This window comes from Thomasclavelia saccharogumia DSM 17460, assembly GCF_000686665.1.
Classification (GTDB): Bacteria; Bacillota_I; Bacilli_A; order Erysipelotrichales; family Coprobacillaceae; genus Thomasclavelia; species Thomasclavelia saccharogumia.
Genome location: NZ_JMLH01000014.1, coordinates 1 through 18,098 on the forward strand (window position 1 = coordinate 1; position 18,098 = coordinate 18,098).

Below are 18,098 nucleotides of genomic sequence, written 5' to 3' on the forward strand. Positions count from 1 at the left end.
ATAGGTGATATAACTTTGATGTCTTGGATCATCAATCAGTGATAACTGCTTATTGAAATCAGGAAAATAATGTCTGATGATTTTGATAAGTTCTTTAAAACTTCCAAAACTGCTTTCTGAAATTCTTTTTTCTTTTCTTGTCTTTTTCATAGTCTTTCACCCTTTTTTTGATTTTATTAGAAAAAATAAAGAGAGCATGATTCCATACTCTCCCTGTCATCTATATTTTATCATACTTTTTAGCTAGAAAAAAATTTACTCGCCGTTGCTGGATTGCTTCCAATCTCTTTGATTGTCCTACTGTTCCTGAAGTTGCACCATCACTTTGCCAGTCCTGCCAGCCGTTATCTTGAACATGGCTTCGATATTCTATCGATCCTGGATAAAGCGGATTTTCTAATGCTATTGTTATTCCTTCGATTCTTTTTGATTGACCAGTTGTTCCCGATACTTCTCCATCAAATTTTTTTATTTGCCAGCCGATATCTTGAATATGACTACTATAACTTACGTAATGCTGTACAAATGGTCTTTCTGTTTTTCCTGGTGCTTCTCCTTCTTTTTCTACCAGCCTTATTTCTATTGCTTCTAAACGATAACTATATCCCGCTGTTCCTGCTGATTCTCCATTCTTGGCCCAATCTAACCAGCCAAATTCCTGGACATGTACTCGATAATAAATATCATAGTAATTAGCTATTTGACCAGTTAACTTTATTTCAATAGCTTCCAATCTTTTTGATTGTCCACTTGTTCCTGATATTGCACCATTACTTTGCCAACTCTGCCAGCCAAGATCTTGAATATGACTTCGATATTGTACACTTCCTGTATATTCTGTATCATTAATAATATTTATTCTAATTGCTTCTATTCTCTTTGACTGGCCTGTTGTACCTGATAATTTCCCATCTTTTTTACTATTTTGCCAGCCAATGTCTTGAATATGCGTTTGATATACTATCGATAATTGATCATCTTCTTCAGCTGCATATATTGATAAACTATAATTATTGATTACTAAACCTGCTATTAACATTATCACCATAAATTTTTTTATAATTTCCATTTTAACTCTCTCCCCTATATAAATTATAATCTAAAATAAATTATTTTCTCTTTTAATCTGATCTATTAACCTTTTCATATGTGCTTCAAACATTACATACATTCCAATATATATCATTTCTGCAATTAATGTAAAAGAAATCATAATAACAACGATTGAAGCTAGTGGCCCATACACATTTGTATAATCTGCTATACTAAAATAAAATTCTAATCCTGATAAAAGAATCAATAATAATAAACTTGCACACGCAGCTCCTATAATAACATCTAAAATATGAACATGAACATCAGGAATAATTTCATACAGCAAAAACAAAATAATGAAGAACATAAAAAATAAATACAAATCTTCAAAAATAACAAATTTACTTAAATCGATGAATGCATTGATTACTGGTATAAATGTCAATAAAGAAATAATTAATAATAGTAATACAAATACTGCAATTGTTTTTAATAACATAATAATTTGTTCAACAATAAAATTTCTTTGATGATCTGATGGAAATAAATTTTTTGAAATTCCATAAAGTTGGTTGATTCCTCTACTGACTACAAATAATGAAGTACAAATAACAACCATTGATGATAAAGTTATATTATTAGATTTTAAAGATGATATTATTATATCTGAAAACTCTGGTGTTAAATAATTTTCTAACATTCTTTCAAATGCTGTTAAATCAATATTAAATATTGATGCTAAAAAAGCACATAAAGAACAAATTGGAATAATAGACATTATTAAATAATATGCAAAGCATATTCCTGCATTTTTATTTACCTTATAGCGATAATCTAAAATACGATTATTTATTTTATTATAAATTTTTATTATTAACTCTTTCATAAAATATTCTCCCTGATAGCCTTTAATTAAAGTATATCTTAGAAAGAACAAAATGCAAATAATTTCCTGGGTAATAACTATCTTTTTTTATGTAAATATTTTATAATATGGACATGGAAAAATTATATTCAACAGGTGAATTTGCTAAAATGGCCGGTGTCACCATAAGAACAATTAGATATTATGACAAAATTGGCTTATTAAAACCAACAATGATCCTTAAAAATGGTTATCGTCGTTATTGTAATAACGATCTTATAACACTTCAAAAAATACTTTCATTAAAAGAACTAGGCTTTTCTTTAGAAGAAATCTATCCTTTGATTCAAGATGATGATAAAGATAGTTTTAAAAAATCTATTCAATTACAAACTACTCTCATTGATCAAAAAATACAAAAACTTTCTAATTTAAAAGAATCGTTAAAAACAACTGAAAAACTACTAAATAAAAATAATATTGCCTGGGATAAAATCATTGAATTAATTAAATTATCATCAGTTAATCAAAATATCATCAATCATTATATTAATGCTAAAAATCTTGAAACTAGAATTAAACTACATGACCAATTTTCAATTAACAAACAAGGCTGGTTTCCCTGGCTATTTGAACAAATTGATTTTTCAACTGTTTATCGTTTATTAGAAATTGGATGTGGTAATGGAAAATTATGGAATTATAATACCTATAATTTGCGTAATCGAGAAATCTTTTTATCTGATAATTCAGCAGGAATGATTGAAGAAGCTAAACAACGTCTTGGAAATGATTACAATTATCTAGTTGTTGATTGTCATAATATTCCTTTTAAAAACAACTATTTTGATACGATCATTGCTAATCATACATTATTTTATTTAAAAGATCTTAAACAAAGTTTAAATGAAGTGACAAGGGTTTTAAAAAAGACAGGTACTTTTTATTGTAGTACTTATAGTAAAAAACATATGCAGGAAATTAGTTTTATTGTTAAAAACTTTGATAATCGAATCTGTTTATCTGCTGATTCTTTACCAGAGCGTTTTGGATTAGAAAATGGACAAAAAATATTATCTAAATATTTTAGTTTTATAGAACTAAAAAAATATAATGATTGTTTATTAATTACAGAAGCACAGCCTTTAATAGATTATATTCTTAGTTGTCATGGTAATCAAAATGAATTTCTTGGTAATCGTTTAAAAGAATTTAAAATTTATATAGAAGATTTAATAAAGAAAACAAATGGCATTAGGATTACTAAAGATTCTGGATTATTTATTTGCACAAAATAAAACTAGAAATTATTACTTCTAGTTTTATTTTTGTTTTATTTAATTATTTTACTTTTCCAGCATACATTTTTTCAAAATAATTTTGATATTCACCAGAAAGAATATTTTGCCACCATTCTTTATTATCTAAATACCATTGGATAGTTTGTTGAATTCCAGTATCAAAATTATATTTAGGTTTCCATCCAAGCTCTGTTTCTAATTTAGTTGGATCAATAGCATATCTACGATCATGACCTTTACGATCTTCAACAAATTTAATTAATGTTTCCGGTTTATCTAAAGCTTTTAAAATTGTTTTAACGACTTCTAAATTTGTTCTTTCATTATGACCACCAACATTGTAGACTTCGCCAACACGACCATTTCTAATAATTAAATCAATTGCTACACAATGATCATATACATGTAACCAGTCACGTACATTATCACCTTTACCATATACTGGTAATTCTTCGTCAGCTAAAGCTCTTGAAATCATTAATGGAATAAGCTTTTCTGGGAAATGATAAGGACCATAGTTATTAGAACATCTAGAAATAGTCACTGGTAGACCATAAGTACGATGATATGCTAAAACAAATAAGTCTGCAGAAGCTTTTGAAGAACTGTAAGGACTTGATGTATGTAATGGTGTTGTTTCTGTAAAGAATAAATCTGGTCGATCTAAAGGTAAATCGCCATATACTTCATCAGTAGATACTTGATGATATCTTTTTACACCAAATTCTTTAGCTGCATCTAATAAAGTAGTTGTTCCCATAACATTTGTTTTAACAAAGATTTCAGGATCAGTGATACTTCTATCCACATGAGATTCTGCTGCAAAATTAACAACAATATCAAATTTTTCATCTGCAAATAATTTGAAGATAAATTCACGATCTGCAATATCACCTTTTACAAATTTATAATTTGGTTTTCCTTCAACTGGTTTACAAGTTTCTAAGTTTCCAGCATAAGTTAATAAATCTAAATTAACGATCATATCTTCAGGATGATTTTCAACCATATAATGAACAAAGTTTCCACCAATAAATCCTGCTCCACCTGTTACTAATATTTTCATTTAATTATTCTCCTTCATATACAAATTGGTTATTTGATTCTTCTAGTGTCGGACCAGTCATATCTTTTTCACTCAAAACTGGTTCAATTCCATTTAATAATTCTCCCCAATTAACATTGGCTGTAGGGTCATCATAACGCATTCCACCCTCTGATTCTTTATTATAAACATTATCTACTTTGTATCTAAATTCAACATTTTCTGTCAAAGTTAAAAATCCATGTGCAAATCCTTGGGGAATGAAAAATTGGCGATGATTCTCTTCGCTTAATTCTACAGATACCCATTTTCCATAAGTTGGACTACCTTTACGAATATCTACCGCAACATCAATAACTTTTCCCTTAGTACAAGAAACCAGTTTTGATTGAGCATAAGGGGGATTTTGCCAATGTAAACCTCTTAAAGTACCTTTTTGAGCACTAAAAGACATATTATCTTGGACAAAATCAACATCAATTCCTAATTGTTGATATTTTGGTTTAGAATAAGTTTCTGTAAAGTAGCCACGATGATCACCAAATACATCAGTTTCAATAATAATTACACCAGGTATTTTAGTTTCAATTTTTTTCATTATCATTACTCCTTATTGATCTATGAACTTACCATCTAATACATCTTTTAAATATTTACCATATTGATTTTTCTTATATAATTCATAAGATGTATTTAATTGGTCTTTAGAAATCCAGCCATTATTATAAGCTATTTCTTCTAAACATGCAATTTTACGATTTTGATGAGTTTCTACAGTTTTAACAAAATTAGTTGCATCAACTAAGCTTTCATGTGTTCCAGTATCTAACCATGTAAACCCTTGTCCTAATAATGTTACATCTAAAGTTCCCTTATCTAAATAAATTTTATTTAAATCTGTAATTTCTAATTCACCACGAGCACTTGGTTTAATACTTTTTGCATACTCAACAACATTTTTATCATAAAAATATAAACCAGTTACAGCATAATTTGATTTAGGATTAGCTGGTTTTTCTTCTAAAGAAACAGCTTTTCCATTTTCATCAAACTCAACAACACCAAATCTTTCTGGATCGTCCACGTAATATCCAAATACAGTTGCACCACTATACTTATTAGCTGCAGCTCTTAAGCGTTTCCCTAACCCATGACCATGAAAAATATTATCACCTAGTACCATAGCACATGCTTCACCATCAATAAATTCTTCACCAATAATAAACGCTTGTGCTAAACCATCAGGAGAAGGTTGAACTTTATATTGAAGTGAAATTCCAAACTGACTACCATCACCTAACAATTCTTCAAATCTTGGAGTATCATCAGGAGTAGAAATAATTAAGATTTCTTTGATTCCTGCCTCCATTAATATACTTAAAGGATAATAAATCATCGGTTTGTCATAAATAGGTAATAATTGTTTACTTGTTACTTGTGTAAGAGGATATAGTCTTGTTCCAGATCCTCCAGCTAATACAATGCCTTTCATTTTTAAGCCTCCTTATTTTTCATATTAATATTAAACCCTTACGTAACGTTATAGTCAAGTAAATATTAATATTTTTATGATAATTTCAATTAATTGTATTGAATCAAAAATATTTATAAGATAAAATATTTTAAATCATAAAATAAAGAAAGAGTGAAGATATGAAAGATATAAAAAATATTATTGGAATCTTGATTGGTAATACAATTTACGCTTTAGGCGTAACAATGTTTATCCTGCCAAATAATTTAATTACTGGTGGAACAACTGGTATGGCTATTTTTTTAAATTCGACCCTTAATATTCCTATTACTGTTTTTGTTTCAATTTTTAATGTCACTATGTTTTTATTAGGATGGAAAATATTAGGGAAAAAATTTGCTTTAACTACTTTGATTAGCTCGTTTTATTATCCATTTATTTTAGGTATATTAGAAAATATTTTTAAAAATGAAGTTATGAGTACAGATACTTTATTATGTGTAATTTTGGCTGGTCTAATGATTGGATTAGCAATTGGTATCGTCATACGTTGTGGGGCTAGTACTGGAGGTATGGATATTCCGCCATTGATATTAAATAAAAAATTAGGTATTCCTATATCCATTAGTATGTATGGTTTTGATTTTTTAATTCTATTAAGTCAGATGATTATTCGTGATCGTGAAATGGTTTTTTATGGAATTTTATTAGTTCTTATCTATACAATTGTCTTAGATAAAGTTCTCGTTATTGGTAAAGCTCAAATGCAAATAAAGATCGTCAGTTCCAAATTTTCTGAAATAAATGAAATGATTATTAATAAATTAGATCGTGGTTCAACTTTAATTCATGGAGAAACAGGTTATAAACACAACAAATATCCAATTGTTTTAACGGTTGTAAGTAATCGTGAATTAGCACATTTAAATAATTATGTTTATGATATTGATCCTGATGCTTTTATGATTATCAATAAAGTTAATGAAGTTAGAGGTAAAGGCTTTACTACTGAAAAAAAATACGAAAAAAAATAAAACCCATATTTAGGTTTTATTTTTTAATAATGAATAAATACTGGGTCACCAGTTCTAACTAATTCATATACTTTTTGAGCATCTTCATATTGAAGGTTTATACATCCATGAGAACCTTTCGTTAAATATAGGGTTGGTGACCATTTATCCCAGTCGCTTCTTTCAAGATAATGATATCCAGTTCCCGTCCACATGATACGAACCCAAAACTTCGAAGGAGTTTGATAATCTTCTCCAACTAATAGTTTTTCTGGCATTTTCTCTTTAACATACCAAATTCCAGTACGCGTAATTCGATCCTCTGTTGGTGGTTTACCCGTTACACATATACATGAATGAACAAGCTGTCCATCTCGATATACATAAACCTTTTGTTCAGTTAGATCAACTTCACTATAATTTTGTGTATCCCAATCATTTTCAAAATTTTCATAATCTTTTTTATAACCCTTATTGCTATAAATTGGTTCTAATTCCGTTGTTAGAGCTTTTATATTCTCTTTACTTTTATCTTTTATATAGGCATCTATTAATTTACTATCTGTCTCTTTAGTAATTTCTTCATAAGCCTGGTCAACAATTTCATCATAATCTAATCGCCAGCCATAATCACCACCAGATAATTCAATAACTTGACCTGAATGAGTCGTAAAATTACGTTTTTTCCCAACTGTTTTATATTTTAAACAAAACTCTTCAATCCATTCACTCATAGCGTCTTTATCAAAATTGACTTTACCATCGTCATTGATCGTAATCCAATCTTTTATATCATCAGGTGTTATAGTTTCTTTTACACCTTCACCCATATCCCAAGTAATCCAATTTAATAAATAATTATTATATATTTCAAGCTGCTTTTTTAAGTCCTTTTCATCAATACTATTTGAAGCTGTTATATAAATATTAGGATAACTTTTTTCATCATTTAAATCAATTTTAGTGCTAATTTTGTTGATTGATTTTTTTATCAACGAACTAAAATTTTCTAAATTTAATTCGTTTCCATCTACGCCTTCAATTATCTTTCCACTTTTCGTTTTCTCATCATACTCAACATGCGGTTTTACTGACTCTTTTATTTGATATGTCTCATTTCCAGCAACCAATACAGATTCATTAATTATCTGTTCTAGTTTAGACTTATCGTATGATACTTTCAAATCAATATTATGATCATGATTTGAAAATATACCAAAAATCCCTCTACTATCTTTATGATCAGTAAAATCCTTTTTAAGATTTTTATCATAAGTTACTGACAAATCAATATCAGTTCCTTTAATTTCAAATGATGCTTCATCTTTACCAATAATCTCTAAAGAATAGTTTTTGATAGCTTTTTCAAATATCTCTTTTGATTCCTCATAAGTCATATTAGAAACATCGATATTATTTATCGCTGTATTAGGATACCACTTATTTTGATAATATATCGTTATTCCAAAATACAACAATACATATCCTAATAAAATAGCACCAATTACCTTTATTCTTTTTCTTACTCTTCTTCTCTTTCTTTTCATGATATTTGAATAACATACTCCTCTTTAAATCATTCTAATTTTATCAACAATTATTTTATGACATTATATCACAAAAAATAATCGAATCAATTAATTCACTTATTTAAAACAAAAAACTACATTTTTCTTTAATTACATATATTTTAATTTAATCCTTTAACATCGCTTTCTGTTAATTTTTCTCCAGCTTCAATTTTATCAATTACTTTTATTATTTTATTTAAAACTTTCTTATCAGGAACAGTAATATATGTTTTCTTTCCCTTTTGAGAATAAGTATCATACGATATTTTACCTTCTCCTGTTACTTGAACATTAAAAATATCCCAATCTGCCATATCATCTAATTGCATATTTACTAAAGATTTAATATCATCACTTGTCATATCCGTTTCAAAACTTCCTTCAACAGCTGCTAAAATATTATTATAATTAGTAATAATTTTAGGTGATATAGCTTTTTTTAGCATTGCCATCAACAATCTTTGTTGATTTTTTCCACGATCAAAATCGCCACCTGGTAAAGCATACCGCTCTCTTACAAAGCATAAAGCCTTGTCACCATCCATTTCATTTATTCCTTTTTTTATCTCATAATTGCCATGTAAAGTAGTAAATTCATATGGTGATTCGACTTCAACTCCCCCCAAAGCATCAATAATATTAGTTATTCCGCTAAAATTTGTTTTAGCATAATAATTTATTTTCAAATCCAAGAAATCTTCTAATGTTAAGATTGTTTCATTAATTCCATACATTGCCGAATGTGTTATTTTATCCATTTTTCCATTTCTATTTAAATTAACTTGCGTATCTCTTGGAACACTAACCAACAATACTTGTTTTTCAATTGGATTAACACAAACAACTAAATTAACATCTGCTCTTGAAATAGTCGATACTGATCCGTATGTATCGATTCCTGTTATATATACGATAAATGGATTTTCCGTTACATCTGTCTTTGTGGTAACAGCATCTATTTTTTCTTGTACTTCCATTTTATAAATTACTCGAGTTTCATCACTAAAACTTTCATGATTTGTCTCTAATACCCCTAAATACGATTGATCAGCAATAATACAATCAACTTTTTCATCATATAATGCATCAGCCAGTTCTGCATAATCATCATAATTCTTTTTTTCTGGTGTCTCGTCAATTTTATCTTGAATTTGAGCAAGTGCATTAGTTATTTCAGAAATACTCTTATTATTTTCAATTCCAAAAGTCTTTCCTTTTAAATCATCAACATTTTTTATATTACTATCTTTCATTGCATATATAGCAATAATCCGAGTTTGCATAAATGCACTTGTAATATTGTTTATAAAATTATCTCCAATTGACGCATAGATACTTCCTACAATAAACAATAATGACAACAAAACACTCGTTAATTTACTAAAAAAGACTCTTGAACGTTTTCCTGTTCGACGTTTTTTTCTAGCACCAGAAGTTATCCAGATCATCTCAATCAAAAGTAACAAAAATAACACTATCACAATTATAAAATAATACTTAGATGGAAATATTTTAAGTATATATACATATCTTAGAAATACTATTGATGTGATTAACTGTAAAGTTAATATTATTCCTTTAGAAGTAAATTTAGAAAATAAACTCTTTTTCTTTTTTTTTCTCACCATTTTTCACCCCATAAACACTCCTATCTTAACATACTAGTATGTCATATCAAAGAGAAATTTAGCTTATATAGAAAGAGCTTCATAAAGAAGCTCTTTTAGTTTCCTAATCCTTCTATATCATTCTCATTGATTTCATCACCTTGTTCTACAGTATCAATAAGTTTTTTGATTTTTTTAACCTGTTTCGTATCAGGTTTCATAACGTAAACCTCTGTTCCCCACATTGAATATGTTTTGGTAGTTTTATACCCCTGACCTTGAACTTGGACATTATATACTGACCAGTCAGCCATATCATTTAACTGCATATTAAGTAACGATCTAATTTCTTTACTCGACATATCAGTTTCAAAACTTCCTTCGATTGCACTTAAAATGTTATTAAAATTAGTAATAATTTTAGGTGACATAGCTTTATCAAGCATTGCTTTTAATACTTTTTGTTGATTTCTACCACGATCAAAATCACCATTTGGCAATGAATATCTTTCTCTTACAAAGCATAATGCTTTGTCACCATCCATTTCATTTATTCCTTTTTCTATTTGATAATTACCATGCAACGTTTTAAATTCGTAATCAGACTCTACTGTGATTCCACCTAAAGCATCAACAATATTTGTCATTCCACTAAAATTAGTTCTCGCAAAATAATTTATCTGTACATCTAAAAAATCTTCAATAGTACTAATTGTCTCACTTGTTCCATAAATTCCTGTATGTGTTAATTTATCCATTTTTCCATTTTTATTTAATTCAATTTCACAATCACGAGGGATACTGGTCATTAAAATCTGTTTTGATTTAGGATTAACTGTTACTATTAAATTGACATCACTTCTTGCTACTGTATTAACACTTCCATAGGTATCGATTCCTGTTACATACACTGTAAATGGTTTTTCTGTTACATCTGTATTTTTTGTAGTAACGCTTAGTTTAGCATCGTATTCATAAGACTTTATAATCTTTGTATCATCATCAAAACTTTCATGATTAGCTTCTAACATTGATTTATATTCTTGTCCGACAATTATTGCATCTACTTCATCATTGTATAATGCATCAGCAAGACTTGAATAATCATCATATTTAGTCGATTCCTGTTCTCCAATTTCATCTTCCATATCTGATATAGCTTTAGCTATCGTAGTTGAATCATTCTGATATGAAACACCAAATTTTTTTCCATCTAAATCGCTTAATTTATTGGCTTCACTCTTTTTCATTGTAATTACAGAAATTAGATATTTTTGTGTTTTAGCATCAGACACATTATCTAAAAAATTATTACTTCTAATTATATATGTCGTACCAATCATTAATACAATACTCATAATCAAACTAATAATTTTTGTTATGATCGATCTTTTACTATGTAATCCTTGTTTCTGTCTTTTTTGACCACTTCTCATAATAAAAAAGAAAATTATGATCAACAAACACGGCACAATTGTAGCTGGAGCTAAATATTTTACTGGAACTAAATCTAATTTAAATATAAAATATATAAATATCGCAGTTGCAATTAATTGTACTGTTAAAATCAAATATTTAGAAGTAATAAATTTTATAAACTTATTTTCTTTCATATTGCCTCCTCAATTTCCCTTCTATTTTCAAATAATACCATATTATTTTTTATAATACAAATTTATGTTGAATTTATAATGAATTTTAAGATTTTTGTAAGAATTGTATCAAAAATTTATGATAATTAAATTATAATACACAAATTTAAACTATTTAAGTTATAATAGGTGTGAAACTAATGCGTGCTTTGCATGGAGAATATCATATATTCGCACATGCGATGCAAAGGACGCATTAGTTTGATTGTACGAAATCGCAAGATTTTCGTGCAAGAAAACGTTAGTTTCACACCTATTGTACGAAAGAGTACCGTAGGTGCGATTTCGTACAATATTTATTGAAAATATTATTTCATTATTATATTTTTATCCATATATAGACATTATTTATTTAATTCTATATTTAGCTATATCTAAATATCAAAAATATTATTTTACAGTTTTTTTAATAAAATTTATAGATTCGACAACTATCGTGAATATCTTTAAAATTTCGTGAAAAATTCACGAATAAACACGAATACTTTGCATATATTAAAAATTTAATTCACTAGTTTTCTAAATTACAAATTTTCTATAAATAAAGCCTTTTATCTTTGTTACTGTATAAATATAATAAATTTTGTCACTAAAACGAAAGGGGAATACAAAGATGACAGACATAAAAAAATACACAGTTTATATTTTAGAAGAAAATAAAGATTTATTAAACAGCATCAAAGATAGCTTAACTAAAACAACAAACTTTACAGTAATTGGTACAAGCGACAATGCTACTACTTGTTTAAATTATTTATCAACTAATAATTGTGACTTATTAATTATTGATTTAATGCTTACTAATATCGATGGAATTGGTGTTTTAAATAAATTAAAAGAGATCAATAACCGTGCATATAATAAAGTTGTATGTATTACCAGTTTTACTAACCCACTAATTTGTGAAACATTAGAAAAATTAAATGTTAGTTACTGTTTTAAGCAGCCGTTTGATATCACTTATTTTACATCCACATTATCTTCAATAATGAAAATCACTTTAGAAGATATTAAAGATATGACTCAAGATGAGTCTGAAAAATATAAAAAAATCAAACTGGAAAATGAAATTACAGAAATATTACATGAAGTTGGTATACCTGCACATATTAAAGGTTATATGTACTTAAGAACAGCTATTCTATCAACTTATTATAATATCGAATTATTAGGTCAAGTTACTAAAGTACTTTATCCTGATATAGCTCGTCAATATAGTACAACTGCTTCTCGGGTCGAAAGAGCTATTCGTCATGCTATTGAAGTTGCCTGGAATCGTGGTAACACTGACGCAATTGATGATATCTTTGGCTATACAGTTAGTGCTACTAAATCTAAACCAACTAATTCTGAATTTATTGCTATGATTGCAGATAAGCTACGTTTAGAGCATCAAACTAAGGCTGCTAGTCGTCACAGTTACTTATAATATCTAAATTTAATAAGAAAAGAAGAAGTGAAATTATTGAACTTATCAATAAAATTATTTCTTCTTTTTATCTTTATTCAAATAAAAAAACAGTTTTAACTTAATTAGTATAAAACTGCTAAATTGATACTTTTATAAAAATTAGTAATTATACTTTGATATTATTAAATCAGCGATTTTAGAAATAAACTCTGAATTACATAATTTTTCTTTAGCTCTAAAACCAAAAATATTTTGTAATTCTTCCTGATCTCCATTTGACCAAGTTACTTTGATGACATGACGTATAGCTTGTTCTACTCTTGAAGCAGTAGTTGCATGATTCCTTGCAATACTAGGATACAACTCTTTCGTTATTTCACCTAATAAATTAATATTATTACAAACATTACTAATACCTGTTACCAAATAATTGTATCCTTTTAAATGGCGTGGTACTCCTATATTTTCAAAAATTCTATTAATTTCATTCCTTATTACTACATTATAATGCTCTTTATCATCTACAAAACTATCTTTAGTAATACGATTTAATATTTCTATGAAGTAATTTAAATTAAATGGTTTTCTTAAACAATAATCAATAGCTAATTCATCTAACATTTCAAATACTACTGAATTAAAATCGCTGATACATATTAATTTTTTAAATCCTTTAGGATTATCTTTTCTTAGCTGATTAATAATACCAACACCATCAATATTTGTTAATAATAAATCAATTATAAAAATATCAACTTCATGCTCTGCCAAATATTTTAAACATTGCATTCCATTTTCAAATGCAGCTATTACTTCATAAGTTCCTTTATTATTAATCTTTTTAATCAAACTTTCTTTCATTAAATGATTTTCTTCTAAAATTACGATACGTACTTTCTCATTCATTTTTAATAACTAAGTGTTGAATTACACTTCTCCTCCCCATTAACTTTATCCTATTTTATAGTGTTTCAATATAAAATTATATTTTTTATTCAAGTTCTATTAATTTTGATACTCCAAATATATAAATAAGTTTATCTATAAAATTATTGTTTTCACAAAAATTACCAATAAATAAAACTTGAAAATCCCTTAAATAAATAAAAAATTAAAAATATACTCTTATTTACTTTACCCCATAAACTAAAATATCTTATTTTTGCTCTAAAATCAATACTTTTATTAGCCAATTTTCAATAGACCATAATAGGTATTTATTCGAATAAAGCACTACCTATTCTTATCATTGTAGCACCATATTCTAATGCTATCTGATAATCATTAGACATTCCCATTGATAACTCTGTCAAAGAATAATTTTTATATTTATTTTTTAATTTCATTAATAAATTTTGCATCCTTTCAAAATACACTCTAGTTTTTTCGGGTTCAATATTGGGTGCCATCATCATTAATCCTTTAACATTTATATGTGGATAATTATTTAATATATCAAATACCTCATCAATTTCTTCAATCTCAAATCCATGTTTACTTTCTTCTTTTGCTATATTAACTTGTATCAAAATATTCATGACTAAATCATGTTTTTTTGCCTGCTTTTCGATTTCTTTAATTAAAGCATAGCTATCTACTGAATGAATCATAGTAACCTTATCGATAATATATTTAACTTTATTTGGTTGTAATGTACCTATCATATGAAACTCACATTCACCATGATAATTTTCATATTTTTCTAAGAATGCCTGCACTCTATTTTCTCCAAAATATTTAACACCTAATTGTTCCAACTTGTAAATTTCTTCTATACCGACATACTTCGTTGCAGCAACTAATTTTGCTCCATTTAATTTATCTAATATTTCTTTTACTGCTTGCTCATTTACATGCATTTTAGCTTCTCCTCATATCTTAAATTATTATTTTATTAATTTATATATTATCATTAATTATCCGTTTATCACAGTAATTTTTTTATTTTATTTATACTTTTTTATTATCATTGTAAAACAAGATAAAAACCACAAACTAATCTGTCCTTTTTATTTTTGTCTAATCTGTATATTTAAAAATATACAGTATAATGTTAATATGTTCAATGTAAGGGGGATTTTAAATATGAATTATAAAACTTTAAAAATTGCTACTGTAGGTTTAATGGCTGCACTAGCATATGTATCTTTTACTTTTCTTCAAATTAAAATTGTTACTCCAGGGGGAACTACATCTTTTCATTTAGGAAATACATTTTGTATTCTTGCAGCTCTTTTATTAGGAGGAGTTCCTGGAGGATTAGCCGGAGCTATCGGCATGGGAATCGGTGATCTTCTTGATCCTGTGTATATTACTTACGCTCCTAAAACAATAATTTTAAAAATGTTGATTGGTATTATTACTGGAATAGTTGCCCATCGTGTTTTTAAAATTAATAACTGTAAAAGTAAATCTAAATTACTAATTTATGTAATAGTTTCTGCTATTGCAGGAATGTTCTTCAACGTAATTGGTGAACCGTTATTTGGATATTTCTACAATTCTGTAATTTTAGGTGCTCCAGAAACAGCTGCTGCTACATTAGCTAGCTGGAATGCTATTACAACTTCAGTGAATGCAATTATTACTGTTATTTTATCTTCAGCAATCTATATTATTATTAGACCAAGACTAATAAAAAATAATATTCTAAAAAAATTAGCGCCTAAATATAAAGAATAATATCATGTTTTTTAGAAGAATATTACACTAATAAATTTGTTTACTAAAGACCCTTAAGGGTCTTTATTTTATCTATTAATAAACTAAATTTTCCATATTCATCCACCATTTAATTTATTTTTTACCTGCTAATTTAAAGCTTTTTTTATTATTTCTAGTAAAAAATAAATATCATCTTTTACTACTATTCTACTTTATTATATTTTAGCATTAGATTTTTATTATCCCATTATTTTTGCAGTTAACTGACTATGATTATTATATTTTTGATGCTAAACTATATGTATAACACGCTGCATTTTTTTATAATAATAAAAGAACAGCTAGTAACTGTTCTTTATTTCATTTATCCTTAATGTATCTTTGTCCCATTTGGTAAATCTTTAACACTTATTACTTCCAACAAATCTTTTTTATTACCAGCTAAGATCATTCCTTGTGATTCAATGCCTCTAATTTTTGCAGGTTTTAAATTTGATACTACAATAACTTTTTTTCCTACAAATTCATTTGGTGAATAATGCTCAGCAATTCCACTTACAATTTGCCGTACTTCATTTCCAATATCTATTTTAGAAACTAATAATTTATCTGCTTCAGGATGTTTTTTAGATTCAATGACTGTACCAACAATCAATTCAACCTTTTTAAAATCATCTATTGTTATAAAATTGATATCTTTTTTTATTTCTTTTTTTTCTGGTTGTAAAGCTGCTATTTTCTTTTCTATTTCTTTTGGATCTAAACGTGCAAATAACATTTCTGGTTTTTCAATTACTTTAGTTCCCTCTTGATACAAACCAAATTTATTTAAATCCAATAAATTTCTTTGATCTGTATTTATTTGATCAAGAATTTTATTTGCTGTTGAAGGCATAAAGGGAATTAAAGCTACAGCACTAAAACGAATACTTTCAATTAAGTTATAAAGTACTGTTGCTAAACGTTCTCTTTTACTTTCTTCCTTAGCTAATGCCCATGGCATTGTTTCATCAATATATTTATTAGTTCTTCGAAGTAATGTAAAAATTGCATCTAATGCATCAGAAGATTTAAATTTATCCATTTTTTCAATTACTTTTTTAGGCATTTCTAATGCTACTTTAATTAGTTCATCATCTATCTCTTCCTTAACACCTGGATTACTAACAATACCATTAAAATATTTATTAGACATTGCAATTGTTCTATTTACTAAATTACCTAATATATTTGCTAGATCTGAATTAATTCTTTCAATTAATAAATCCCAAGTTATACTTCCATCATTATCAAATGGTATTTCTCGTAAAACATAATATCTTACAGCATCTACACCAAAAATATCTACTAAATCATCTGCATAGATAACGTTACCCTTTGATTTAGACATCTTGCTTTCTCCTTGTAATAACCATGGATGTCCAAACACTTGTTTAGGCAAAGGAATATCTAATGCCATCAACATTATAGGCCAGTAAATAGTATGAAAACGTACAATATCTTTACCTATTAAATGTAAATCAGCAGGCCAAAATTTATTATATAGTTCTCCATGATTTCCATCTACATCATAGCCTAATCCTGTAATATAATTAGTCAATGCATCTATCCACACATAAACAACATGCTTAGGATCAAAATCAACAGGAATTGACCAGCTAAATGATGTTCTAGATACACAAAGATCTTGTAACCCTGGTTTTAAAAAATTATTCATCATTTCATTTTTTCTTGATACAGGTTGGATAAATTCAGGATGTGTTTCGATGTGATTTATTAAACGTTCTGAGTATTTAGATAATTTAAAAAAATAAGCTTCTTCTTTCGCTTCCTTAACTTTTCCACCACAATCTGGACAGTTACCATCTACAAGCTGTGACTCTGTGAAAAAAGACTCGCATGCAGTACAATACTTACCTTCATAATATCCTAAATATATATCACCTTTATCATATAATTTTTTAAATATTTTTTGAACTTGTTGTTTATGATACTCGTCCGTTGTTCTCATGAAACGATCATAAGTTGTGTCCATTAAGTCCCAAATTCTTTTTACTTCTGCAGCTTTTTCATCAACGAACTGTTTAGGATCTATACCAGCTTCCTTTGCTTTTAATTCTATTTTTTCTCCATGTTCATCTGTACCAGTTTGAAAATAGACATTATATCCTTCTTGACGTTTAAATCTAGCTATTGCATCAGCTAAAATTATTTCATATGTATTTCCAATATGAGGCTTACCAGATGTATATGTTATAGCAGTAGTTAAATAATAATCTTTTTCATTTTTCATAATCAATATTCTCCTTTCAAATAAAAAAAGTCCTTACAAAAGGACGAATTATCGCGGTACCACCTTTTTTACACATATGTGTCACTCAATACTTTTAACGCAAGTTACACGGTTATCTTTAACTATTCAAGATAACAGCTCCAGGACCATCACATAAAGCTTGACTC

Annotated in this window: 14 protein-coding genes, 1 pseudogene and 1 other annotated feature (1 of these 16 running past the window's edge); of the genes and pseudogenes, 4 read left to right on the forward strand and 11 right to left on the reverse strand. The window is 27.4% G+C overall.

From position 1 onward, the window contains the following. Positions 1-220: 220 nt before the first annotated feature. Together BR82_RS15135 and BR82_RS0104635 are read right to left on the reverse strand one after the other, a co-directional pair. Positions 221-1,069 (reverse strand): Ig domain-containing protein, encoded by an 849-nt coding sequence (locus tag BR82_RS15135; RefSeq protein ID WP_051592741.1) that lies wholly within the window; start codon positions 1,067-1,069, stop codon positions 221-223. Between the two features lie 30 nt (positions 1,070-1,099). After that, positions 1,100-1,921 carry a YhjD/YihY/BrkB family envelope integrity protein gene (locus tag BR82_RS0104635; protein WP_027089228.1) on the reverse strand — a complete coding sequence of 274 codons (822 nt, stop codon included), beginning with the start codon at positions 1,919-1,921 and terminating at the stop codon, positions 1,100-1,102. A gap of 113 nt (positions 1,922-2,034) precedes the next feature. On the opposite strand from BR82_RS0104635, the gene BR82_RS0104640 reads away from it, so the two are divergent. Next, a complete protein-coding gene (locus BR82_RS0104640) occupies positions 2,035-3,198 on the forward strand; it encodes a MerR family transcriptional regulator (protein ID WP_027089229.1) in 1,164 nt (387 codons plus the stop codon). 43 nt (positions 3,199-3,241) lie between these two features. Here BR82_RS0104640 and rfbB read toward each other — a convergent pair whose 3' ends face one another. Genes rfbB through rfbA form a run of 3 tightly spaced genes read right to left on the reverse strand, consistent with a single transcriptional unit; the run spans position 3,242 to position 5,738 of the window. Next, a complete protein-coding gene (gene rfbB / locus BR82_RS0104645; RefSeq protein ID WP_024722448.1) occupies positions 3,242-4,267 on the reverse strand; it encodes a dTDP-glucose 4,6-dehydratase in 1,026 nt (341 codons plus the stop codon). Positions 4,268-4,271: 4 nt separating this feature from the next. Beyond that, a complete protein-coding gene (gene rfbC, locus BR82_RS0104650; protein ID WP_027089230.1) occupies positions 4,272-4,844 on the reverse strand; it encodes a dTDP-4-dehydrorhamnose 3,5-epimerase in 573 nt (190 codons plus the stop codon). A 12-nt stretch (positions 4,845-4,856) separates the two neighbouring features. Then, entirely contained in the window at positions 4,857-5,738 is an 882-nt protein-coding gene (rfbA, locus tag BR82_RS0104655; RefSeq protein ID WP_027089231.1) for a glucose-1-phosphate thymidylyltransferase RfbA, read from the reverse strand. A 161-nt stretch (positions 5,739-5,899) separates the two neighbouring features. Between rfbA and BR82_RS0104660 the strand changes: the two genes are divergently transcribed. After that, a complete protein-coding gene (locus tag BR82_RS0104660) occupies positions 5,900-6,754 on the forward strand; it encodes a YitT family protein (RefSeq protein ID WP_027089232.1) in 855 nt (284 codons plus the stop codon). A 23-nt stretch (positions 6,755-6,777) separates the two neighbouring features. On the opposite strand, the gene BR82_RS0104665 is transcribed toward BR82_RS0104660, so the two are convergent. The 3 genes from BR82_RS0104665 to BR82_RS0104675 all read right to left on the reverse strand — a co-directional run bounded on the left by BR82_RS0104665 (position 6,778) and on the right by BR82_RS0104675 (position 11,524). Further along, positions 6,778-8,280, reverse strand: a complete 1,503-nt coding sequence (locus BR82_RS0104665) for a L,D-transpeptidase (protein WP_027089233.1) — start codon at positions 8,278-8,280, stop codon at positions 6,778-6,780. A gap of 143 nt (positions 8,281-8,423) precedes the next feature. Then, entirely contained in the window at positions 8,424-9,932 is a 1,509-nt protein-coding gene (locus BR82_RS0104670) for an LCP family protein (protein WP_027089234.1), read from the reverse strand. 95 nt (positions 9,933-10,027) lie between these two features. Then, positions 10,028-11,524, reverse strand: a complete 1,497-nt coding sequence (locus BR82_RS0104675) for an LCP family protein (RefSeq protein ID WP_027089235.1) — start codon at positions 11,522-11,524, stop codon at positions 10,028-10,030. A 652-nt stretch (positions 11,525-12,176) separates the two neighbouring features. On the opposite strand from BR82_RS0104675, the gene spo0A reads away from it, so the two are divergent. Then, on the forward strand, positions 12,177-12,992 hold the full coding sequence (gene spo0A, locus BR82_RS0104680; protein WP_027089236.1) for a sporulation transcription factor Spo0A: 816 nt from the start codon (positions 12,177-12,179) through the stop codon (positions 12,990-12,992). Between the two features lie 141 nt (positions 12,993-13,133). On the opposite strand, the gene BR82_RS0104685 is transcribed toward spo0A, so the two are convergent. Both BR82_RS0104685 and BR82_RS0104690 read right to left on the reverse strand, forming a co-directional pair. Next, a complete protein-coding gene (locus BR82_RS0104685; protein WP_027089237.1) occupies positions 13,134-13,880 on the reverse strand; it encodes a sporulation initiation factor Spo0A C-terminal domain-containing protein in 747 nt (248 codons plus the stop codon). A 311-nt stretch (positions 13,881-14,191) separates the two neighbouring features. Beyond that, positions 14,192-14,833 (reverse strand): YggS family pyridoxal phosphate-dependent enzyme, encoded by a 642-nt coding sequence (locus BR82_RS0104690; RefSeq protein WP_027089238.1) that lies wholly within the window; start codon positions 14,831-14,833, stop codon positions 14,192-14,194. A 226-nt stretch (positions 14,834-15,059) separates the two neighbouring features. On the opposite strand from BR82_RS0104690, the gene BR82_RS0104695 reads away from it, so the two are divergent. Next, the gene (locus tag BR82_RS0104695) at positions 15,060-15,656 is read left to right on the forward strand and encodes an ECF transporter S component (protein WP_027089239.1); all 597 of its coding nucleotides are present in this window, start codon (positions 15,060-15,062) and stop codon (positions 15,654-15,656) included. A 352-nt stretch (positions 15,657-16,008) separates the two neighbouring features. Here the strand turns inward: BR82_RS0104695 and metG are convergent. After that, positions 16,009-17,964: pseudogene (gene metG / locus BR82_RS0104700) on the reverse strand (methionine--tRNA ligase); the annotation flags it as partial. A gap of 3 nt (positions 17,965-17,967) precedes the next feature. After that, positions 17,968-18,098, reverse strand: a binding site (T-box leader) (it continues 66 nt past the right edge of the window).